This is a genomic window from Sphingobium sp. SYK-6 (assembly GCF_000283515.1).
GTDB lineage: Bacteria > Pseudomonadota > Alphaproteobacteria > Sphingomonadales > Sphingomonadaceae > Sphingobium > Sphingobium lignivorans.
Genome location: NC_015976.1, coordinates 942,210 through 962,284, shown reverse-complemented (window position 1 = coordinate 962,284; position 20,075 = coordinate 942,210). Strand labels below are relative to the sequence as shown.

The 20,075-nt window shown below is 67.2% G+C and carries 18 protein-coding genes; 12 read left to right on the top strand and 6 right to left on the bottom strand.

All coding sequences use genetic code 11. From position 1 onward, the window contains the following. Nucleotides 1–22 precede the first annotated feature (22 nt). Genes SLG_RS04465 through SLG_RS04450 form a run of 4 tightly spaced genes read left to right on the top strand, consistent with a single transcriptional unit; the run spans nt 23 to nt 4,160 of the window. Nucleotides 23–385 (top strand): c-type cytochrome, encoded by a 363-nt coding sequence (locus SLG_RS04465; protein ID WP_148276486.1) that lies wholly within the window; start codon nt 23–25, stop codon nt 383–385. Further along, nucleotides 375–1,346 (top strand): cytochrome c oxidase subunit II, encoded by a 972-nt coding sequence (coxB, locus tag SLG_RS04460; protein ID WP_014075231.1) that lies wholly within the window; start codon nt 375–377, stop codon nt 1,344–1,346. Before SLG_RS04465 ends, coxB begins: the two co-directional genes overlap by 11 nt. Next, nucleotides 1,343–3,871 (top strand): cbb3-type cytochrome c oxidase subunit I, encoded by a 2,529-nt coding sequence (locus SLG_RS04455; RefSeq protein WP_014075230.1) that lies wholly within the window; start codon nt 1,343–1,345, stop codon nt 3,869–3,871. Before coxB ends, SLG_RS04455 begins: the two co-directional genes overlap by 4 nt. Nucleotide 3,872: 1 nt before the next feature. Beyond that, a complete protein-coding gene (locus SLG_RS04450; protein ID WP_014075229.1) occupies nt 3,873–4,160 on the top strand; it encodes a hypothetical protein in 288 nt (95 codons plus the stop codon). Nucleotides 4,161–4,191: 31 nt separating this feature from the next. Here the strand turns inward: SLG_RS04450 and SLG_RS04445 are convergent, their stop codons facing one another. Next, nucleotides 4,192–6,657: an NAD-dependent epimerase/dehydratase family protein gene (locus tag SLG_RS04445; protein ID WP_014075228.1), complete on the bottom strand. Its 2,466-nt coding sequence runs from the start codon at nt 6,655–6,657 to the stop codon at nt 4,192–4,194. A 207-nt stretch (nt 6,658–6,864) separates the two neighbouring features. Here SLG_RS04445 and SLG_RS04440 point away from each other — a divergent pair, with 207 nt between their 5' ends. Further along, nucleotides 6,865–7,896 carry an AI-2E family transporter gene (locus tag SLG_RS04440; RefSeq protein WP_014075227.1) on the top strand — a complete coding sequence of 344 codons (1,032 nt, stop codon included), beginning with the start codon at nt 6,865–6,867 and terminating at the stop codon, nt 7,894–7,896. 404 nt (nt 7,897–8,300) lie between these two features. On the opposite strand, the gene glmU is transcribed toward SLG_RS04440, so the two are convergent. Further along, complete coding sequence (glmU, locus tag SLG_RS04435) at nt 8,301–9,677, bottom strand: bifunctional UDP-N-acetylglucosamine diphosphorylase/glucosamine-1-phosphate N-acetyltransferase GlmU (RefSeq protein WP_014075226.1); 1,377 nt, start codon at nt 9,675–9,677, stop codon at nt 8,301–8,303. A gap of 319 nt (nt 9,678–9,996) precedes the next feature. On the opposite strand from glmU, the gene SLG_RS04430 reads away from it, so the two are divergent. Next, nucleotides 9,997–10,668: an HAD hydrolase-like protein gene (locus SLG_RS04430; protein ID WP_014075225.1), complete on the top strand. Its 672-nt coding sequence runs from the start codon at nt 9,997–9,999 to the stop codon at nt 10,666–10,668. A gap of 25 nt (nt 10,669–10,693) precedes the next feature. Here the strand turns inward: SLG_RS04430 and SLG_RS04425 are convergent, their stop codons facing one another. The 4 genes from SLG_RS04425 to SLG_RS04410 are packed head-to-tail and all read right to left on the bottom strand — an operon-like array spanning nt 10,694 to nt 13,350. Then, nucleotides 10,694–11,740, bottom strand: a complete 1,047-nt coding sequence (locus tag SLG_RS04425) for a nucleotidyltransferase domain-containing protein (protein WP_014075224.1) — start codon at nt 11,738–11,740, stop codon at nt 10,694–10,696. Continuing rightward, nucleotides 11,737–12,606, bottom strand: a complete 870-nt coding sequence (locus SLG_RS04420; protein WP_014075223.1) for an HprK-related kinase A — start codon at nt 12,604–12,606, stop codon at nt 11,737–11,739. The genes SLG_RS04425 and SLG_RS04420 overlap by 4 nt, the downstream gene beginning before the upstream one ends. An 8-nt stretch (nt 12,607–12,614) precedes the next feature. Beyond that, on the bottom strand, nt 12,615–12,905 hold the full coding sequence (locus tag SLG_RS04415) for an HPr-rel-A system PqqD family peptide chaperone (RefSeq protein WP_041391723.1): 291 nt from the start codon (nt 12,903–12,905) through the stop codon (nt 12,615–12,617). A 22-nt stretch (nt 12,906–12,927) separates the two neighbouring features. Further along, nucleotides 12,928–13,350, bottom strand: coding sequence for a hypothetical protein (locus SLG_RS04410; protein WP_014075221.1), 423 nt, complete (start codon nt 13,348–13,350; stop codon nt 12,928–12,930). Between the two features lie 89 nt (nt 13,351–13,439). Between SLG_RS04410 and SLG_RS04405 the strand changes: the two genes are divergently transcribed. The 6 genes from SLG_RS04405 to phoU all read left to right on the top strand — a co-directional run bounded on the left by SLG_RS04405 (nt 13,440) and on the right by phoU (nt 20,075). After that, on the top strand, nt 13,440–14,735 hold the full coding sequence (locus SLG_RS04405; RefSeq protein ID WP_014075220.1) for a sensor histidine kinase: 1,296 nt from the start codon (nt 13,440–13,442) through the stop codon (nt 14,733–14,735). A gap of 75 nt (nt 14,736–14,810) precedes the next feature. After that, on the top strand, nt 14,811–15,848 hold the full coding sequence (locus SLG_RS04400) for a substrate-binding domain-containing protein (RefSeq protein WP_014075219.1): 1,038 nt from the start codon (nt 14,811–14,813) through the stop codon (nt 15,846–15,848). Nucleotides 15,849–15,909: 61 nt separating this feature from the next. Beyond that, nucleotides 15,910–17,292, top strand: a complete 1,383-nt coding sequence (pstC, locus tag SLG_RS04395) for a phosphate ABC transporter permease subunit PstC (protein ID WP_014075218.1) — start codon at nt 15,910–15,912, stop codon at nt 17,290–17,292. A 53-nt stretch (nt 17,293–17,345) separates the two neighbouring features. Further along, nucleotides 17,346–18,557 carry a phosphate ABC transporter permease PstA gene (pstA, locus tag SLG_RS04390; RefSeq protein ID WP_051003839.1) on the top strand — a complete coding sequence of 404 codons (1,212 nt, stop codon included), beginning with the start codon at nt 17,346–17,348 and terminating at the stop codon, nt 18,555–18,557. 9 nt (nt 18,558–18,566) lie between these two features. Next, nucleotides 18,567–19,346, top strand: a complete 780-nt coding sequence (gene pstB, locus SLG_RS04385; protein WP_014075216.1) for a phosphate ABC transporter ATP-binding protein PstB — start codon at nt 18,567–18,569, stop codon at nt 19,344–19,346. Nucleotides 19,347–19,376: 30 nt separating this feature from the next. After that, nucleotides 19,377–20,075 carry a phosphate signaling complex protein PhoU gene (phoU, locus tag SLG_RS04380; RefSeq protein ID WP_014075215.1) on the top strand — a complete coding sequence of 233 codons (699 nt, stop codon included), beginning with the start codon at nt 19,377–19,379 and terminating at the stop codon, nt 20,073–20,075.

Genomic DNA, 20,075 nt, shown 5'->3' with positions numbered 1-20,075 from the left:
CCGCCCAAGGGGAATCGTCTTGATGGCGGCAATCGGACTGACGACCACAGCACTTGGCGCCTGCAAGCCGGCCGAGCTTCGGCCGCGCGAGGCGGACGCCCAGGCAATCGCGCGCGGGCAGGACGCTGCGGCGCGGCTGGGCTGCGGCGCCTGCCACACGATGCCGGGCATCGGCTGGCCGCAGGGACGCGTCGGGCCGGATCTTCATGGCTATGGGGACCGTGCGCTGATCGCGGGCCGCGTGCCCAATCGACCCGAGCAGCTTGCCCGCTTCGTTCGCGATGCGCCGTCGATCGCGCCCGGCACCGCCATGCCCGCCATCCCGATGAAGGACGAGGAGGCTCGCGACATCGCGGCTTGGCTGCAAAGCTTCCGTGCGCGCTGAGGCGCCAGTCTCGGCGACGGGGAATGGCTGGCTGCCACCCGTTCTGGACCCGGCCGGTCCGTTCTCGGAGCCGGTGACGACGCTCGCATGGGTGCTGCTGGCCGGCGGCTTCGCTGTCCTCGGCGTCGTGCTCGCCGCGCTCTGGATCGCGCTGTTCGGCACGCCAACGCTCAAGGCGAAACTAGGCGGCGAGAAAGCGATCTGGATCGGCGGCTTTGCCTTCCCCGTCGTCGTGCTGAGCGGCCTGCTGATCTGGGGCCTTTCGCTGACCAGCCATCTTTCCGCCCACCGCGTCACCGGCACGGAAATGCGCGTGCGGGTGATCGGCGAGATGTGGTGGTGGCGCGTGCATTATCTCGACCAGAGCGGCCGCGAAACCCTGCGTGACGCCAACGAACTGCACATCCCCGTCGGGGAGCCGGTGCTGCTGGAGCTGGACGCGGCGGACGTGATCCACAGCTTCTGGGTGCCGCGCCTCAGCGGAAAGATGGACATGATCCCGGGCCGCACCAACCGCCTGCTGATCCAGGCCGACAAGCCGGGTGTCTATTGGGGGCAATGCGCCGAATATTGCGGCGGCCCTCATGCCCTCATGGGCTTCGTCGTCATTGCGCATGCGCCGGACGATTTCGCGCGCTGGCAGGCCAGCCGACGCCCGGCACCCGCGCCCGCGCCGGGCAGCACCGCCGCGCGCGGCGCCGCCCTGTTCCTCTCCAGCGGCTGCGCGGCCTGCCACACGATCCGGGGCACGGAAGCGAACGGCCTCGCCGGGCCGGATCTCACGCATGTCGGCACGCGCCGCACGCTGGGCGCAGGCATCCTCCCCAATAATCCGGGCACGCTGAATGGCTGGATCGCCGACAGCCAGGCGATCAAGCCAGCCAACCGCATGCCGGCCTATCATCAGTTTTCGGGCGAGGAGCTGCGCGCGCTCGGCGACTATCTGGCGACGCGCCAGTGACCTCCGAGACCGGTTTCGATCCCGCACTCTACGCGCGTTTCCCCACGCGCGAGCCGCGTCCCCCGGAAGAGGAAGAGACGCTGCGCCGCATCTGGTGCAAGCCCCGGGGGCTCGAATATCTCACCGTCGTCAACAACAATTATGTCGGCGTCTATTATGTCGGCATTGCGTTCCTGTTTTTCCTGCTGGCGGGGATTCTCGGCCTGCTGATGCGGGTCCAGCTTGCGGCGCCGCTGCTCGACGTGCTGCCGCAGGAGACCTACAATCAGGTCTTCACCATGCATGGCACGGTGATGATGTTCCTCTTCGCGGTGCCCGCGGTGGAAGCGGCGGCCGTGCTGCTGCTGCCGCAGATGCTGGCCGCGCGCGACCTGCCTTTCCCGCGCCTCTCGGCTTATGCCTTCTGGGCCTATGCGGTGGGCGGCCTGTGCTTCTTCGCCTCGCTCTTCGTGGGCCTCGCGCCGGATGGCGGCTGGTTCATGTACCCGCCGCTCACGTCCAAGGCCTTTTCGCCCGGCATCAATACCGATTTCTGGCTGCTCGGCATCGGCTTCATCGAGATCAGCGCGATTGCGGGCGCCATCGAGATCATCGTCGGCGTGCTACGCACCCGCGCGCCGGGCATGACGCTGGACAAGATGCCGATCTTCGCCTGGGCGATGCTGGTCTTCGCGGTGATGATCATCATCGCTTTCCCGAGCGTCATTCTCGCCACCCTGCTGCTGGAGATCGAACGCGCCTTCAACTGGCCCTTCTTCGAATCCGCGCGCGGGGGCGACCCGTTGCTCTGGCAGCATCTTTTCTGGTTCTTCGGGCACCCGGAAGTCTACATCATCTTCCTGCCTGCGGCGGGCATGATGAGCATGATCGTGCCGGTCGTCGCGCGCACCGAGCTCGTCGGTTACCGGCTCATCGTGCTGGCGATGCTGGGGACCGGCTTCATCAGCTTCGGCGTCTGGGCGCACCACATGTTCACGACCGGCATGCCGCCGATGACGACGGGCTTCTTCTCGGCCGCGTCCATGGCGGTGAGCGTGCCGGCCGGCATCCAGGTCTTCTCCTGGATCGCGACGCTCGCCACCGGCCGGCCGCGCTACAATGGCCCCGGCCTGTTCGTGCTCGGCAGTATCATCATCTTCGTCACCGGCGGCCTCACCGGCGTCATGGTCGCGCTCGTTCCGTTCGACTGGCAAGTGCACGATACCTACTTCATCGTCGCCCATTTCCATTATGTGCTGATCGGCGGGATGGTGTTCCCGCTGTTCGCCGCCTTCTACCACTGGGTGCCCATGATAAGCCGCCGCGCCCTCTCGGAGCGGCTGGCCAGATGGGTGTTCGGCCTGATGTTCCTGGGCATGAACATCGCCTTCATGCCGATGCACCTCACGGGGTTCATGGGCATGCCCCGGCGCGTCTATACCTATCTGCCGGAACATGGCTGGGACCTGCCCAACCTCATTTCCACCATCGGCGCGTTCATGTTCGCGGCCGGCGTCCTGCTGTTCGTCATCGATCTGCTGCGCAATTTCCGTCTTGCGCCGGGCGGCGGCAATGCGGGGAACGTCCATGGCGCGGGCACGCTCGAATGGCTGCCGACGAAACTCTATTCGGCCCGGTCGATCCCGATCGTCGACAGCCGGCAACCGCTCTGGAGAGATCCCGCGCTGGCGGACGACGTGGCGCAGGGGCGCTATTTCCTGCCTGGTTCGGCGACCGGCCTGCGTGAAACGATGGTCACCAGCCCGCTCCGCGCGGAACCGCAATATCTCCAGATCATGCCGACGCCATCGGCCTGGCCACTGGCCGCCGCGGTATTCACGGCCGGCTTCTTTCTGTCCCTCACGGTGCAGGCCTATGCGTTCGGCTTCGCGAGCGCGATCCTCGCGGTCATCGCCATTCTGCGCTGGCTGTGGGACACGGACCGGCGCCTTCCGATGGAGCGCGTGGACATCGGCGCGGGCATCCAGGTGCCGACTTATGTAACCGGCCCGTCCTCCCTCGGATGGTGGGCGACCGTCACGCTGCTCGTCGTGCTGGGCATGATGTTCGCCATGGCCCTGTTCGGCCTGGCTTATCTGCGCTCCAATCAGCCGGACTTCTGGAGCGCGCCGCCCTCGCTCCTGGCCGCCCTGCCGACGCTCGCGCTGCACGGCCTCGCGCTTGCGCTCGCGGTGGCGACGCGCCGGCTGCTCCGGATCGGAGCCGGCTGGGCGAGCGGCGCTCTGGTCGGTGCCGTGGCGTGCGGCGCGCTCGCGCTGGCTCTGGACAATGGCCAGTGGATGGCCACGGGCCTTCATCCCCAGATGAGCGGGCAGGCCGCGATCGTCTATGCCATCCAGCTCCTGCAAGGCTGCACGTTCGCAGTCGGCGGGCTCATGGCCGGATATTGCGTCGCGCGCGTGCTGCGCGGGCTCGTCAGCGTGCCGGCCAACACGACGGTTGACGTCTGCGCGCTGTTCATTGCCTTCGCGGCGGCGGAAGGCCTCGTCGGCTCGGTGTTCAGCCGCCTGATCGGGGCGGGCTGAGATGCGCGGCTGGCTGATCCTGCTGTCCGGGCTCGTCCTGTGGGCCGGGCATTTCTTCCTTCTCTACGGCATCGGCGAGTTCTGGGGCGAAGGGATCGCTCCGCGCATTGCGGTCGCCATCCTGACGCTGGCGGCGCTTGGCATCGCCGCTGCGATCTTCCTCAGGCTGTGGCGGGCGGCGCCGGTCGATGGCCACGAGCGCTGGCGCCGTCAATCCACGCTCGGGGGGCTGCTGCTCGGCGGCGTCGCCATCCTCTGGCAGGCCCTCCCCGCGCTGCTCTCCCAGTGAAGGCGCGGGGGGGCCGGCCCCTCCCCCCGGCTCAGACGATCAACCGATCCCACTGCCCATAATGCTCGTGCACCGGTCCACGACGCAGGCTGAGCAAGGCCAGCGCAATGCCGATGACGACGCTCGCGGCGGTGTGCGCGCCATCCGCCCCGAGCAGGAACGGCGCTGCGGCCAGCGCGCCACCGAGGGGAATGAGCAGGTAGCGCAAGGCCCGCGCCATTTCGGCGGCTGCGAGCGAAATGACGGTGAGGGCAAGGAAGCCGATGATGTGATCGGCATGGGCCATCGCGCCCTGCGCGCCGAAGGTCAGACGGGTGAACAGCAAGGAGGCCGCAAGCAGGCCAGCCAGCGCGAGATTCCACGGCAGATTGACCCCGCCTGCCCACATGTCGCGAACGATTTCCCCGGCGCCGCGATCGAACTCGTCTTCACGCGTCGGGCGCGGGCCTTCATCGGTATCGCCGAACAGGAACACCCGCAGCCAAGGCCGCCCCGCCTTCGCGCGGCGCCGCACGAATTGCAGCGTCGCGAGCAGCTCGTCGAGCGAATAGGGTATCTGGATGAGCATCGCGGCCGCGCCGACGAGCGTGAGCGTCGCCCATGTACCGATGACCACCGGCTGGATGATGACGAACAGGATGGAGACCACGCCGAGCGGCGCGATCATCAGCCCGAACAGGAAGACCAGCCAGGGCATGGTGCGCCAGCGCGCGCGCGAGCCCACGATGCCGGTCACGATCTCCAACGCATAGGTGTAGCCGCCCAGCGCCGCATCGGGGATGGGGAAAGCCTCCGAGACATGCGAGGTGATGACCGCCTCGGTCCCGTTCTTGGCGGGGTCGTCCGGCAGGCCGGGGAAGAACGGCTCCCACACGCTGTCGATCTGCCCGAGCTGGTACGCGGTGAGATAGCGCGCCACCAGCAGGCCGACGAGCGCGAGGACGATGATCGGCACGCGCTGCGTCCAGGTCGAGGGATTGTAGCTCCAGCCGGGGGGAATGTCCGGTCCGGTCATCGCGGCGACCATGGAGGGGCCCGGCTCCGGCCGGGTTCCCACCGCGAGGCCGAAGGCGAAGGCGCCGACCAAAGTGTCGGAAATGAAAGCTGCCGGATTGCTCGTCCAGAACAGAAACGGCACCGCCATGATGCCCGCCGCCACGGCCGCGCTCGCCCAGCGCGCCCAGCCCATGCGCCAGGAGAGGGAAAGACCCGAGAACAGCATGAGCGCGGCGCCCAGCACGATCTCGGACCAGAACAGCGCCGGCTCCGTCACCTGTACGATCACCGGCTGCACGAGGATCCAGAAGCCCAGCGCCATGTTGACGAAATGCGCCCAGCGCCATTCGCCATGGACCGTGCGCAGCCAGGTCTCATGATCGGCGCGCAGCGTCTCGGCATGCAGGCCGACATCCTGCGCTTCGGCAACGAAGGCGGGCGGCGGGACGCGGTTTGCCTCATACCAGCCGGCCGGATCTTCCTTCAGCGTGGCGACGATCGCGGGCAGCTTGTCGGCAAGCCGGTGGCGCGGCTCCCACCCCAGCAGATCGCGGGCCCGGCTGATGTCCAGCGCATAATGATCGCTCGCCATGCGCGTCATGAAGGGCTGGATGAAGGGCTTCTCGCCGCCATCCAGCGCGTCGGGCACGAGCGGCTCCGCCTTGTCCTGCGCCCATGCGCCCGCAGCAGCGACCGGGGCGGGAACGCGCAGCGTCGCCCAGTCTTCCTCGCCATGGATCAGGCAGCCCAGCCGATCCTGCAAGTCCGCATAGCCGATCGCATCCGGCTCGCCGACCAGGATGACCGTCTCCCCGGGCAACCGATCGCGCCGGTCGATCGTCCGCACGAAGGCGTCGATCATGTCCTCGCGATGGACCATCGCCTGCCCGGCATCGGTATCGCCGGAATAGAGATGGCTCTGGAAATCCCGCTCGTAGATGCGGGCGATCTGATTCGCGAAGGTCGGAACCGAGCTGCGCTCGTCGTACAGGCCGGCGAGATGCAGGAAGACCACCGGCATGTCGCCGCGTGCAGCGCTGATGGCGGCTTCGGCTTCCGCCTTCGACCGGGGATAGGCCCAGCCGGGCGCAATGGGCTGGGACTCGTCGATGCGCTCGCCGGGCTGCCCGGGTTCATGGACCAGCATCGTGCCGGAATAGAGGAACTGCTCCACCTCGAAATCGCGGAGCGCTTCCACGAGGTTGCGGCTGCCCTCCACGTTGACCGCGCGATATTGCGGCGCATCCTCGCCGGTGAAATCGAAATAGGCCGCGAGATGCACGACGCTGGCGATCCGCTCGCCATGCTCCTCCCGCACCCGGCGCAGCACGTTTTCGACACTTGCCTTGTCGGTCAGGTCGACTTCGAGCACGGGATAATCGGTGTCGCCGCTCTTCACATCGAGCCCGACGATCCGGTAGTGCTCCCGCAGCGCGGTGGCGAGCGAGCGGCCGACATTGCCGGCGGCGCCCGTGATGAGGACAATGGGCTTCCCTGCCATGCTGCTGGCGCCTCCCTTCATGATCCCGAAGGACCGGTCTTTCCGGTTCATTACGGGCCCGGGACGGGATCGTTCCCCGTCATTCGCCCTCCGGTGCAAGGGAACTTGCCGCGCGCCCCGGCATTCCGTTCCGGGAGCCGTTCGAAGACGCGGCTCCGGCCGCACAGCGCCGGTCTTCCTCTTCGCCAGCAAAGAAAGCGCATCCCGATGGCCCTGCCGACCCGCAACGCCCTGCTCGCGCTCATCGCCGTGCTAGTCGTCGCGTGGACATTGCGCGCCACCGCGATGGTCGCGGTGCCGGTCGTCGCGGCGTTGCTCGCTGCGCTGGCGGTCGCCCCCCTCGCAAAGCGCATCAGCCGCGCCGTGCCGCCCTCCCTGGGCTGGCTCGGCCCGCTTGCCGCAACAGGCCTCGTCCTTGCGCTCATCGTCGCGCTGGGCGCGGGCCTTTCCATCGCCGGTGGCCAGATTGTCTCGATGGCGCCCGCCGTCGCCGAGCGAACCAAGCAGCTGGCGCAAAGTGGCGGCGACGCCCTGCTCGGCGCCTCCCTCATGGAACCGGAGCAATTGCAGGGGCTCGCCGCGCGCCTGATGGAACCGGCGTTCACCATCACGCAAGGCCTGCTGGGAACCACCGCCACCATCGTGACCGGCCTTGTGCTCATCCTCTTCCTCGTGCTGCTGATGCTGCTCGAAGGTCCGGTCTGGCGCCGGAAGATGGAAGCGCTCGGGGGGGACGGGGCCTGGCTCGATGCCATCGAACAGGCCGGCGCCCAACTTCGGCGCTTCATGCTGGTGCGCCTGCTGCTGGGCGCGGTCACCGGCGCTCTCTATGCGCTATGGCTTTCTTTCTTCGGAGTCGATCTGCTCCTCACCTGGGGCCTGCTCGCGCTGCTGCTGAATTTCATTCCGACGATCGGATCGATCATCGCCGGGGCGCTGCCCGCTGCTTATGTCGCGATAACGCGCGATGTCGGCACGGCGCTGGTCATTGCCGCCGGCCTGCTGGTGATCGAGCAGATCATGGGCAATTATGTCGATCCGCGCGTGATGGGGAAGCAGATGGCGCTCTCCTCGCTGGTAGTGCTCGTCTCGCTGCTCGTCTGGACATGGGCCTGGGGCGCGGCAGGCACGCTCCTGGCGACGCCGCTCACCGCGCTCCTTGTCGATCTGTGCCGCGTGGTGCCGACGCTTCGTCCCGTCGCGCTGCTGATGAGCAGCGACGCGAAAGTGGAGCGCTGAGGATATGGCGGGACCGTCTGGCGCCCGGCCCACCGGCTGAAGAGAGGGCGGCGCAGGCGCCGCCCTCTCCCCTTCCCACATGAACGCCTCGCATGCGCTCTCGCGCACCTCCCACGGAGACGTGATGTCGAGCCAGCGCGCCAGCTCGGGAAACGCGGTGAAACGCTGTCCAAGGAGCCCCACACTCATCCGGACGAGCGATTCCGCGCCCGGACCAAAGCCCGTCGCGGACGCTGGTCTGGCATGGCTGGCGAAGAAACGATTGCATAATTTCGTCATCGGACAACGAAATCATCCCATTTTGTCGCACTGCACCATCATTTGGGCGCAGCGATAGCGGGCGCTGGACGCGAACAGGCGCCGGGCACCCGATGACGCGCGGCCCCCGCATTCGTCCGCGGCGCCTAATCCGTCTTCTTGTCGGCGGCCTTCTTCTTGCGCATGGCGTCATGGAAGCGGTCCGCCCAGCCCGGCTTGACGAGCTGTTCGGCCCGGACGAGCCGCAATTCCCCGTCCGCCACGTCCCGCGAGACGGCGCTGCCGGCCGCGACGATCGCGTCGCGCCCGATCTTCACCGGCGCGATCAGAGCGCTGTTCGAACCGATGAAGGCCCGGTCGCCGATGATCGTCTGGTGCTTGAAATAGCCGTCATAATTGCAGGTGATCGTGCCGGCGCCGATGTTCACCTCCTCGCCCACCGTCGCATCGCCGACATAGGAAAGGTGATTCGCCTTGGCCCCCTTGCCGAGCGTGGCATTCTTGATCTCGACGAAATTGCCGACGCGGGCCTTCTCCTCGAGCACCGCGCCGGGCCGCAGCCGCGCATAGGGACCGACCGAGACGCCCGGCCCCACACGCGCGCCTTCCAGATGACAGAAGGCATGGATCACCGCGCCTTCCTCGATCCGCACGCCGGGCCCGAAAACCACATTTGGCTCGATCGTCACATCCGCCGCGATCTGCGTATCATGCGCGAAGAACACGGTCCCGGGCGCCACCAGCGTCACGCCCTCGCGCATCGCCTCCGCGCGCCGGCGGTCCTGCCAGATCGCTTCCACCGCGGCCAGTTCCGCGCGGCTGTTGACGCCGGCGACCTCGTGCGCGTCCGTCTCGATCACCGCGCTCGCGTGGCCGTCGGACGCGGCCAGCATCACGATGTCCGGCAGATAATATTCGCCCGCCGCATTGTCATTGCCCACCCGCTCTAGCAGCGCGAAGAGATCGGCCGAGCGCACGGCCATGAGGCCGCTGTTGCACAGATCGACCGCGCGCTCCGCCTCATCGGCATCCTTGAACTCGACCATGCGCGCGATGCGCCCGTCCGCATCCGCGATGATGCGACCATAAGCCGCCGCGTCGGCGGGCCGGAAGCCAAGCACCACGCAGGCGGGATCGTCCGCTCCGTGCAGGCGGCGGACCATGGCCTGCATCGTTTCCGCGCGCACCAGCGGCACGTCCCCGTAGAGAATGAGGACATCGCCCTCGAAGCCCACCAGAGCCTCCTTCGCCTGCGCCACGGCATGGCCCGTGCCGAGTTGCTGCGCCTGCACGGCGATGTCGACGCCCTTGCCCGCGACCGCGCGCTCCACCTGCTCGCGGCCGGCCCCCACCACGACGACTTGCCGCGCGGGGGCCAGTTCGCCCGCACTGGCCAGCAGATGCAGCAGCATCGGCCGCCCCGCCACGGGATGCAGAACCTTGTGGACGCGCGACTTCATGCGGGTTCCCTGCCCGGCGGCAAGAATGATGACGGCAAGCGGCGCATGAGGCGACGTGGACACGATTCGCTATCCTCCCTGACCGGAGAGGAGGCACAGCCCCGCATGTCCGGACCAAATGACGACGGACGGGGATCGGGCCGCCTTCGCGCCGATCGGGACGCGGGTCCGCCTTCCCGCGCCCGCTTCTCCCGGGCAAAAGGCGCCCCTGCCCCGGTGGCCATGAAGAGCATTTCGCCCGCGCGGCCCAGCGGAGACGCCGCTCCGCATGCCGGCCGTCGGCCGCTCTGCACGAAGCCACCGGACACCGGCGCCTTGTCGCCCCGCGCCCTTGCCATGTTTGGCTTGATCGCGCCACCGCACAACGGGCATGGGGAGCCCGATGACCAAAATTCCCTTCGATATCGTCGGCTTCGACCTGGATGGCACATTGCTCGATACGAGCGCCGACCTGACCGCTGCGGTCAATCACGCGCTTGGCACGCTCGGCCATGGCCCGTTTCCGGTGGAGACGATCCGCCCCTTCATCGGGCGCGGCGCGCGGCGCATGCTGGAGCGGGCACTCGCCATCGCCGGCGTCACGGACGAAGCACTGCTCGACGCGCTCCAGCCGATCATGCTGGACCATTATGCTGCCAATATCGCCGTCCACACCCGGCCCTATCCCGGGCTGATCGAGGCGATGGACGTGCTTGAGGCCCGGGGCGTGCGGCTGGCGGTCTGCACCAACAAGCGGGAATATCTCGCCCGCCCGCTGCTGGAGACGCTGGGCCTCGCGCCGCGCTTCGCCGCGATCGTCGGCGGCGACACGCTGGGGCCGAATCGCCTCAAGCCCCTGCCCGATCTGGTCGACGAGATGGTGACGCGCGCAGGCGGCGGACGCGCGATCTTCCTGGGCGATACGGACAATGACACCATCGCCGCGCGCGCGGCGGGCATTCCCTCCATCGCAGTCAGCTTCGGCTTCGTCGCCTGCACGGCCGAGGAACTCGGCGCCGATGCCGGCATCGATCATTATGACGAGCTTGTGCCGCTCCTGGAGCGCTGGTCCTGACGCGGGCGGGCATGCGGGGCCGCACTCAGCCGGCCAGCCGATATCCCTTGCGCCACTTCGTCCAGAGGTGCCTGGCGAGCATGAGCGGCGGCATGCGCAGCAGGTGCGAGCGGATGTAGAAGCCCTGTCGCAGGAGGGGGCGGCTCTCGGTGCCCCATCCCGTCCGGCAAGTGAGCCGGGCAGCGAACAGGCTGTCCGTGAAGCGGCTCTGGCGCCATGACCGGGCTATGTCGGTCCCGAAGATGCGCGCGGAAAGGCGCACCGCGCGCCGCACAGGACCGGTCAGATCATGATGCGCGGCGCGCGCGGCCAGCGCTTCCCAGAAGCCCGGCGCCTCGCGATACTCCATGATGAGGCAATGGATATCCCAGAGGTTTCTCAGCCCGCCGGTCAGGTCCCCGTCGGCGAGCAGGTGTGCGGCGGCATGGCAGAGCATGTCCTCGACCCGCAGCACGCGCGCTGATGGCCTTCCGTCGCCTGAGCGGGGCAGGTCCACGGCCTGCGCGATCAGCCCCGCCGCGTCCGGCCGCCGCCGGGCAGTGAGGGGCAGAATCGTGTGGTGAACATCGATCATCCGGTCCCGCTCGACATGGATGAGCGGCGGCAACTCATGCATCCATCGCCGATAATAAGCATCATCATAGGGGTCCGGCTTGACCCATTCCCAGCCGGCGGCAAGCAGCGCCGCCTCGACCGCATCCAGCCGGTCGCGCGGCACGAGAATGTCGAGATCGCCGATCGCCCGCCCCTGCCCCGCGAGCAGGCCCGCCGCCACGAACGCGCTGCCCTTGAGCAGCACGACCGGGCATTCCAGCGGCGCGAGCGCGGCCATGGCGCGATCGATTTCCCACAAGGCCTGCTGTCGGTCGCGCAGTGCATCCACGCGCGCATCAGCGAGAATGGCGGCGACGTCCTCGGGCACAGGGAGGCCGCCGTCCAGCTTCTCGGCCAGCGTACCGATCAGGCGCTCCGCCCGGGCTGCGGTGAGCAGCGCCGTCCAGTCGCGAGCATTCAGCCGCTCCGCCAGCGCAGGATCGCGCAGCACGGCGACAAGCAGCCACGCCGCCCTCATGCGAGCCCGCTCCACAGGGTATCCACCTGGTCGAGCGCGGTCGCACTGTCCGGATAATCGAGCGCAACGGCAGGCACATGGCGCACGAAGCGGGTCAGCGCCCTGAAGCCCGCTTCGCCGAGCGCGACATAATTGGTCGAGGCTTCGGTCAGCCGCATGAAGGCCTCGCCCGAGTCCACCGGCCTCTGCGCAGCCGCATATCCGAAACGCGGCATGAGCAGCAGCGCGGGCTCGGCAGGTTCGGCCATGCGCGCGATCGCGTTCGCCGCCGGAACGAGATGGCGGATCGCGCCTTTCGCCGTTCCCTCAAGGCGCGGCCCGAGCCGCCGCGGATCGATGCCGGCGGTGGCCACGTCGATGGCTTCGTTCTTCAGGCTGATGAGACGCGGGAAGCCGAACACGGCGCCGCTCGCGGGATCGAGCAAGGCGAACTCGTCGCCCATCAGGCGCCAGCCGCGCTCCCCCAGCAGCGCCGCGAGCGTGGACTTGCCGCTGCCGGACTCGCCGGTGATGACGATGGCGCGCCCCTCTTTCTCCACGCAGGACGCATGGAGAAGGACATGCCGCCGCCATCCCAGCGCCATCTGCAGGTTCATGCCCATCTCGGCCGCCAGCAGGCCGTGCGCCAGCGCCATCGGGGCAGCATCGGGCAGCCAGTGATCGCCGGCCACGAAGATGGAAGGCCGGATCAGCCGTCGCCAGGGACGGGTCGGCTGCAGCCGCACGGTGAAATCAGGCACGCGCCGGGCAGGATCGACCGGCGGATAAGCGGCATACAGGGCCGCGAGTTGCCGCACCGGCTCAGGCCAGGCCGAGCCGACCCGAAAAATGACCGGACCGATGCCAAGAGCGATCTCGTGGCGCACCGCCGCCGTCAGCCCGCCGCCGGCCGGTCGCCATGGACGAGGCCGAGCGCCGCGAGTTCCGCAAGGCGCGCTTGCAAGGCATCCTGCACGGCAACCGCCTCGCCCTCCAGATCGAACCGGGTGGCCAGCCGCGCCAGCAGGACATCGATATCCGCCGGGCCTTCCGCAAGCGCGGCAAGGATCTGCGGCACCGGCGCCGCCACGAGATGCGTAGCGCCCGAGCGCTTGTGGAAAAGGGCATCGATAGGCCCCAGGCTTTCGAGCAGGATCTGGCCCGGCGGCTCCGCCCGGTAGATCATCCCCGCCATCCTTTCTGCCCGCCTAGCGGGCGGCCATCAGCGACGCATAGCAGGTGAAGCCGCTTCGGCCGTGGCGCAGGCGACGGATGTAATTGAGATAGGCCTGGCCTTCCTCATAACCGGTTCCGGGCAAATTGCCGCCGCGAAGGCCCGACCGCACATCTTCTCCCGTGAAAACGCGCCCGCCCGGAAAGGCGCCGGACGTGCCGCGCGTGACGGTGGTTCCGTCCGGCGCGATCGCCTGCCCCGCTCTTGCCGGGTCCGGCACGGGAATGGTGCAGGTGAGCACGGACGTCGCGGCCTGGGCGATGCCCGGCTGTATGGTCAGTACGACGGTCCCCGCCACGGCGCCCATGCGCAGCAATTGCCGCCGCGACGTTGCCCCGGCCTCGCCCGCCCCCTGTGCGGGCTGATCCGGGGACTCCGGCCGGTTGCTCTCGCTCATGCTTTCGCCCTCATGCCCCTACACGCCAATCGGTCGTGCCTTTTATTCGGCATCGCAGTCTTTGGCAAAATAATCTAGGGGCTGCGGCCATGAGCCGTATCGACCGATCGATCTGGACCCTGTGCCTTTCCGGGACTGCGGCAGCCATTCTCGTGTTTCTGATCACCAGCAGCTGGGAAGCGACGCTCGTTTGCGCCGTCGGCGGTCTGTTCGGGGTCGCCATGTTGTTCGACGCCGTGGAGCGCCGGACGGTCTCGACGGCTGTCCGCATGCCCGCTGCCTCCAAGGGCGGGACGGAGCTGGACGACATCGATGCCCTGTTGCGCGCATTGCCCCATCCCTCGCTCATCGTGCATGCCGGACGCATCGAGCGCTGCAATGAGGCCGGGCTCGCGCTGCTGGGCCGCCATATCCTCGGCCAGGACGTTCGACTCGCGCTGCGCCACCCCGCCGCGATCGACCTGCTGGCAGGCGCCCGGGCCACGACGGGTCCGGCCCGGATCGAGATCGTGGGCCTTGGCGCCGCCGAGCAGAGCTGGGAACTCGACATCCAGCCGATCACGGGACAGCGCCTGCTGGTGATGCTGTTCGACCAGAGCGGGCGGCAGGCCACCGAGCGCATGCGCGTCGACTTCGTGGCGAATGCCAGCCACGAGCTGCGCACGCCCCTCGCCGGCATATTGGGCTTCATCGAAACGCTGCGCGACCCGGTTGCCGGCGCGGATCAGGCCACGCGCGAGCGGTTTCTCACCATCATGGACGGCGAAGCGCGGCGAATGCAGCGGCTGGTCGACGACCTGATGTCCCTCTCCCGCATCGAGGCGGACAAATATCGATTGCCCGATCAGCCCGTGGCGCTGCAATCGCTTGTCGAGGAAGTGGCGGCCGTCTTCCGCCAGGGCCAGAACAAGCGCGGGCAGGACGTCGTGATCGACGTCGACCCGGCCCTGCCGCTGGTGAGGGGGGATCGCGCGCAGCTCAGCCAGCTCCTTCACAATCTCATCAGCAATGCCGCCAAATATGGCAGCCCCGGCACGCCGATCACCGTCAGCGTCCAGCCGATCGAGCGGGACATGGTCGAATTGCGCGTGACGGATCAGGGGGATGGCATTCTGCCCGAGCATCTTCCCCGGCTCACCGAGCGGTTCTACCGTGTCGACTCGAGTCGCAGCCGCGCGATGGGAGGAACGGGTCTGGGCCTCGCCATCGTGAAGCATATCGTTCAACGGCATGGAGGGGTTTTGAACCTCGAAAGCACGGTCGGGGTCGGCACGACGGTTCGGGTCGAATTACCGCGATTTGCCGCGCCCCCCGGCGACCATCCGGTGAGGACCGACAGCGAAACTTTGAATGCACCCGTCGCAGATGTCACAAAAGCGCAATAAAATCGTCACAAAGGCGCGACGAACCCGGTCCAAGGCGTGTCCGGAACTCGCGCAAGATCGCCTCAGGAGAATTTCATGCGTTACGCCATTCTAACGGCCTCCCTGTTGGTGCTTGCCGGTTGCCAGGGCCAGCCCGGCTCGGGCGCCGCGCGCGATCAGATCCGCGCCGTCGGCTCGTCGACCGTCTATCCCTTCGCCCAGGAAGCGGTCGGCCTGTTCACACAGACCAACCCCGGCATGAAGGCGCCGATCATCGAATCGACCGGCACGGGCGCGGGGATGAAGCTGTTCTGCGCGGGCGTCGGCAGCCAGTATCCCGACATCGAGAATGCATCGCGCCGCATGAAGAAGAGCGAGTTCGATCAGTGCCAGGCCAATGGCGTGAAAGAGATCGTCGAGGTGCAGATCGGCGTCGATGGCATCGCTTTCGCCGAATCGAACAAGGGCCCGGGCTACGGCCTCACGCCCAAGCTGGTTTATGAAGCGCTTGCGGCCAATCCTTATGGCAAGGGCCCCAACAAGGCGAAGACCTGGAAGGATGTGGATCCTTCGCTCCCCGCCGTGGCGATCTCGGTCTTCGGCCCGCCGTCCACCTCCGGAACGCGCGATTCGCTTGCCGAACTCGTGCTGACCGTCGGGTGTGACAGCGATCCCGCCATGAAGGCGCTGAAGGACAGCGACGAGGCCCGGCACAAGCAGCTGTGCACCCAGATCCGGGAAGACGGCGCCTATGTGGACGCGGGAGAGAACGACAATCTCATCGTCCAGAAGCTGGCAGCCAATCCCGACGCGGTGGGCGTGTTCGGCTTCTCCTATCTCGATGCCAACCGGGACAAGCTGAATGACATTCCCCTCGACGGCGTCGAAGCCACTTACGATGCCGTCGCGTCCGGCGCCTATCCGGGTGCACGGCCGCTCTATATCTACGTCAAGAAGGCGCACATCGCCGCGGTCCCCGGCCTGAAGGCCTATGTGGAAGCCTTCTCCCGGAACTGGAACCCGGGCGGTCCGCTGACCCGCCGCGGCATGGTGGCGGCGCAGGACAGCGTCCGGCAGGCCAATGTCGATGTCGTCACCAACCTGACCGTCATGACTGGCGACGATCTCAAGTGAGCGCAGGCGGTTCAGCAAGGCGTTTTTCCGGGGCATGCAGAGGCACGGGGGGCATTGACCGATGAGTGGCGCCATGATCGTCATCATCATAATCGCGCTTGCGGCCATTGGCTGGATCTTCGCGCGTGCTCGCGCGACGCGTTTCCAGGCAGAGGTCGGGCGTCTGGCGACAAACAGCCGGCCTAGCCAATATGGCTGGTATGTCGCGCTGTGGACGGCGCTGCCCGCACTCGCATTCCTGATGGTGTGGGCGAATGTGATGCCGGGGCTGGTGTTCGACTCCGTGCTCGCCTCGCCGGCCGCACAGTCACTCCCGGCCGATGACTTCTCCCGCAACGTCATTCTCGGCGAAGCGAATGCGATCGCGCGCGGCGCGCAGGCCGCTGCGTTCAATCCGCAGTCGATGGCGCTGGTCGAGCCCTTCCGGGACGCGACGGCGCGCTATTCCGCAGCAGGCGCCCTGCTCGCCGCGATCCTCGCCTTCGCGGGCGGCGCCTTCGCCTTTTCGCGCGTCGGCCCCTCCTTCACGGCCCGCAACCGCGTGGAACGGGTGGTCATGTGGACGCTGCTGCTGGCCTCGCTCATCGCGATCATCACCACGGCCGGGATCGTCGCTTCGCTCATCTTCGAATCCATGCGCTTCTTCTCGATGGTCAATCCGCTGGATTTCCTCTTCGGTCTCAAATGGAGCCCGCAGTCGGCAGCGATGGGCTACGGGAACGATGACGCCTTCGGCGCGGTCCCGCTGTTCTGGGGCACGATCTTCATTGGCGCGATCATCGCCATGGTCGTCGCCATCCCGCTCGGGCTCATGAGCGCCATCTACCTCACGCAATATGCCCGGCCCGAGGTGCGCAAGTGGATGAAGCCGATGCTGGAGGTGCTCGCCGGCGTCCCCACCGTCGTCTACGGCTATTTCGCGGCCCTCACCGTCGCACCGGCGCTGCGCAACCTCGCCGCCACCATCGGCATCCCCGGCGCATCATCGGAAAGCGCGCTGGCGGCCGGTCTCGTCATGGGCGTCATGATCATCCCCTTCGTCTCGTCGATGGCGGATGACAGCATTGCCGCTGTCCCCCAATCGATGCGGGATGGCAGCCTCGCCATGGGCGCGACGACCAGCGAGACGATCCGCAAGGTGCTCATTCCCGCTGCCCTGCCCGGCGTCGTCGGCGGCGTCCTGCTGGCCGTGAGCCGCGCCATCGGCGAGACGATGATCGTGGTGATGGCAGCAGGCCTTGCCGCCAATCTCACGCTCAATCCGTTCGCCAGCGTGACCACGGTGACGACGCAGATGGTCCAGCTCCTCACGGGCGACCAGGAATTCGACAGTGCCAAGACGCTGGCCGCATTCGCGCTCGGCCTCGTGCTGTTCATCGTCACGCTGCTGCTCAACATCGTCGCCCTGCGCGTCGTGAAGAAGTATCGGGAGGCCTACGAGTGACCGCCGCGACTCTTTCCACCCCGCGCGCGCCGACGGACTGGCGCGGCAACGAGATGCGCCGCCGCATCGCGCGCCGTTATGCCGCCGAGCGACGCTTCAAGCTGCTGGGGCTGTTCTCCGTGCTGCTGTCGGCGGGCTTCCTCGTGTTTCTGCTCGTCACGATGATGGCCAATGGCGTGAAGGGCTTCACGCGCGCGGAGATCGCCCTCACCGTCGACTTCCCGCGCTCGCCGATCCTGCTCGATCCCGCGGCACTGAAGACCAATCCCGCTCAGGTGCTTGCCAATGCCAACCTGCCGTCCGTCGTCGATCAGGCGGCACAGACAGCGTTCGGAAAGGGGGGCGAACGGTTCGTTTCCTCGGGCGCCGTGGTGGCGGTGCGCGACGCGATCCTCGCGGATCCCGCGATCCTCGATCGCAAGGTCGTCATCTCCGTTCCCGCCTCGGAAGGCATCGACCTTGCCGTGAAGGGCAAGGGCAGCGCGGCCGACGAAGCCATCGCGGACCAGCTGGATGAAGCCGGGCTGATCTCCACCGCGCTCAATTATCGCTTCCTGCTGGGCAGCGACGGCACGGACCCCACCACCGTGGGCATCTGGGGCGCGCTGAAGGGATCGCTGCTTACCATGGGCATCACGCTCCTGCTGAGCTTCCCCATCGGCGTCTTCGCGGCGCTCTATCTGGAAGAATATGCGCCGCGCAATCGCTGGACCGACCTGATCGAAGTGTCGATCAACAATCTCGCGGCCGTGCCTTCGATCATCTTCGGCCTGCTGGGCTTGTCCATCTTCCTCAATACCATGCATCTGCCGCGCTCCGCGCCGCTGGTCGGCGGCATGACGCTGGCGCTGATGACCATGCCGATCATCGTCATTGCCGGGCGCAACGCGATCAAGGCCGTTCCGCCCTCCATCCGCGATGCCGCACTCGGCATCGGCGCATCGCCGGTGCAGGTGGTCTTCCACCATGTGCTGCCGCTGGCGCTGCCGGGCATCCTCACCGGCACGATCATCGGCATGGCCCGGGCGCTGGGCGAAACCGCGCCGCTGCTGATGATCGGCATGCGCGCCTTCGTCGCGTCCCCGCCCGGCGGCTTCACCGATCCGGCGACCGTGCTGCCTGTCCAGATCTTCCTCTGGTCGGACGAGGTCGGCCGCGGCTTCATCGAAAAGACATCGGCGGCCATCATCGTGCTGCTGGTCTTCCTGCTGACGATGAACAGCATCGCCATCTACCTGCGCAACAAGTTCGAGAAGAAATGGTGACCCACACCCATGGCTGACTCCGAGACCACTACCCCCGCCAAGATGTCGGCGCGGAACGTCAATGTCTTCTACGGCGAGAAGCAGGCGATCCAGGACGTCTCGATCGACGTCGATCTCGACAATGTGACGGCCTTCATCGGCCCGTCCGGCTGCGGCAAGTCGACGTTCCTTCGGACGCTCAACCGCATGAACGACACAGTGCCGAGCGCACGCGTGACCGGCACGATCACGCTGGACGGCGATGATATCTACGCGTCCGGCATGGATGTGGTGCAGCTGCGCGCCCGCGTGGGCATGGTGTTCCAGAAGCCGAACCCGTTCCCGAAATCCATCTACGAGAACATCGCTTATGGCCCCCGCATCCACGGCCTGGCGTCCGGCAAGGCCGAGCTCGACCAGATCGTGGAGAAATCCCTGCGACGGGCGGGGCTGTGGGAAGAGGTGAAGGACCGGCTGCATGACAGCGGCACGGCCCTTTCCGGCGGCCAGCAGCAGCGCCTGTGCATCGGCCGCGCCATCGCGGTGGAGCCGGAAGTCATCCTGATGGACGAGCCCTGCTCGGCCCTCGACCCGATCGCCACCGCCAAGATCGAGGAACTCATCCTCGACCTGCGCGGGAACTACGCCATCGTGATCGTCACGCACAACATGCAGCAGGCCGCGCGCGTCTCGCAGCGGACCGCCTTCTTTCATCTCGGCCGCCTTGTCGAACAGGGGCCGACTACCGAGATATTCACCAATCCGCGCGAAGAACGCACGAAGGACTACATCACCGGTCGCTATGGCTGATCCGGCACTTTTACGGACGGGAACGAAGTCATGACGGAACATACAGTCAAGGCCTTCGACGACGACATCAATGCCCTGCGCGCGCTGATCGCGGAAATGGGTGGTCTGACCGAAGACGCGATCGACAATGCGATGCGGGCGCTGACGACCCGCGACATCGCACTGGCCAAGAGCGTGGTGGCAGGCGATGCGCGCATCGACGAGCTGGACGCGCAGATCGAAAGGCTGGTCGTGCAGACCATCGCCTTGCGGGCGCCGCTGGCGGACGACCTGCGGGAAATCATCGCGGTGCTCAAGATCTCCGGCATCGTCGAGCGCATGGCGGATTATGCGAAGAACATCGCCAAGCGCGTCGAGACGGTCACGGCGTCGAGCCGCCTCGAACCGCTCTCCCTGCTGCCCTCCATGGCCCAGATCGCCCGCGAGATGGTCAAGTCGGCGCTCGATGCCTTCGCGGCGCGCGATGCCAATCTCGCCCTGGCAGTGATCGACCGCGACCGGGCGGTGGACGATTTCTATAACTCCATCTTCCGCACCATGGTCACCTTCATGATGGAAAATCAGAAGATGATCTCGGAAAGCGCGCATGTGCTTTTCATCGCCAAGAATCTGGAGCGCATCGGCGACCATGCGACGAACATCGCCGAGATGGTGCATTATGTCGCGACCGGGGAGAAGCCGCCGGAGCGCGAGAAGTCCGTCGTCATCGATCCTCTGACGGAGCGCTGA

Excerpts from the sequence above, each read along its gene's own strand:
- SLG_RS04465 (WP_148276486.1), top strand. The coding sequence starts at position 23 with ATGGCGGCAATCGGACTGACGACCACAGCACTTGGCGCCTGCAAGCCG.
- SLG_RS04450 (WP_014075229.1), top strand. The coding sequence starts at position 3,873 with ATGCGCGGCTGGCTGATCCTGCTGTCCGGGCTCGTCCTGTGGGCCGGG.
- SLG_RS04445 (WP_014075228.1), bottom strand. The coding sequence starts at position 6,657 with ATGGCAGGGAAGCCCATTGTCCTCATCACGGGCGCCGCCGGCAATGTC.
- SLG_RS04440 (WP_014075227.1), top strand. The coding sequence starts at position 6,865 with ATGGCCCTGCCGACCCGCAACGCCCTGCTCGCGCTCATCGCCGTGCTA.
- SLG_RS04430 (WP_014075225.1), top strand. The coding sequence starts at position 9,997 with ATGACCAAAATTCCCTTCGATATCGTCGGCTTCGACCTGGATGGCACA.
- SLG_RS04425 (WP_014075224.1), bottom strand. The coding sequence starts at position 11,740 with ATGAGGGCGGCGTGGCTGCTTGTCGCCGTGCTGCGCGATCCTGCGCTG.
- SLG_RS04415 (WP_041391723.1), bottom strand. The coding sequence starts at position 12,905 with ATGATCTACCGGGCGGAGCCGCCGGGCCAGATCCTGCTCGAAAGCCTG.
- SLG_RS04410 (WP_014075221.1), bottom strand. The coding sequence starts at position 13,350 with ATGAGCGAGAGCAACCGGCCGGAGTCCCCGGATCAGCCCGCACAGGGG.
- SLG_RS04405 (WP_014075220.1), top strand. The coding sequence starts at position 13,440 with ATGAGCCGTATCGACCGATCGATCTGGACCCTGTGCCTTTCCGGGACT.
- SLG_RS04400 (WP_014075219.1), top strand. The coding sequence starts at position 14,811 with ATGCGTTACGCCATTCTAACGGCCTCCCTGTTGGTGCTTGCCGGTTGC.
- pstC (WP_014075218.1), top strand. The coding sequence starts at position 15,910 with ATGAGTGGCGCCATGATCGTCATCATCATAATCGCGCTTGCGGCCATT.
- pstA (WP_051003839.1), top strand. The coding sequence starts at position 17,346 with ATGCGCCGCCGCATCGCGCGCCGTTATGCCGCCGAGCGACGCTTCAAG.
- pstB (WP_014075216.1), top strand. The coding sequence starts at position 18,567 with ATGGCTGACTCCGAGACCACTACCCCCGCCAAGATGTCGGCGCGGAAC.
- phoU (WP_014075215.1), top strand. The coding sequence starts at position 19,377 with ATGACGGAACATACAGTCAAGGCCTTCGACGACGACATCAATGCCCTG.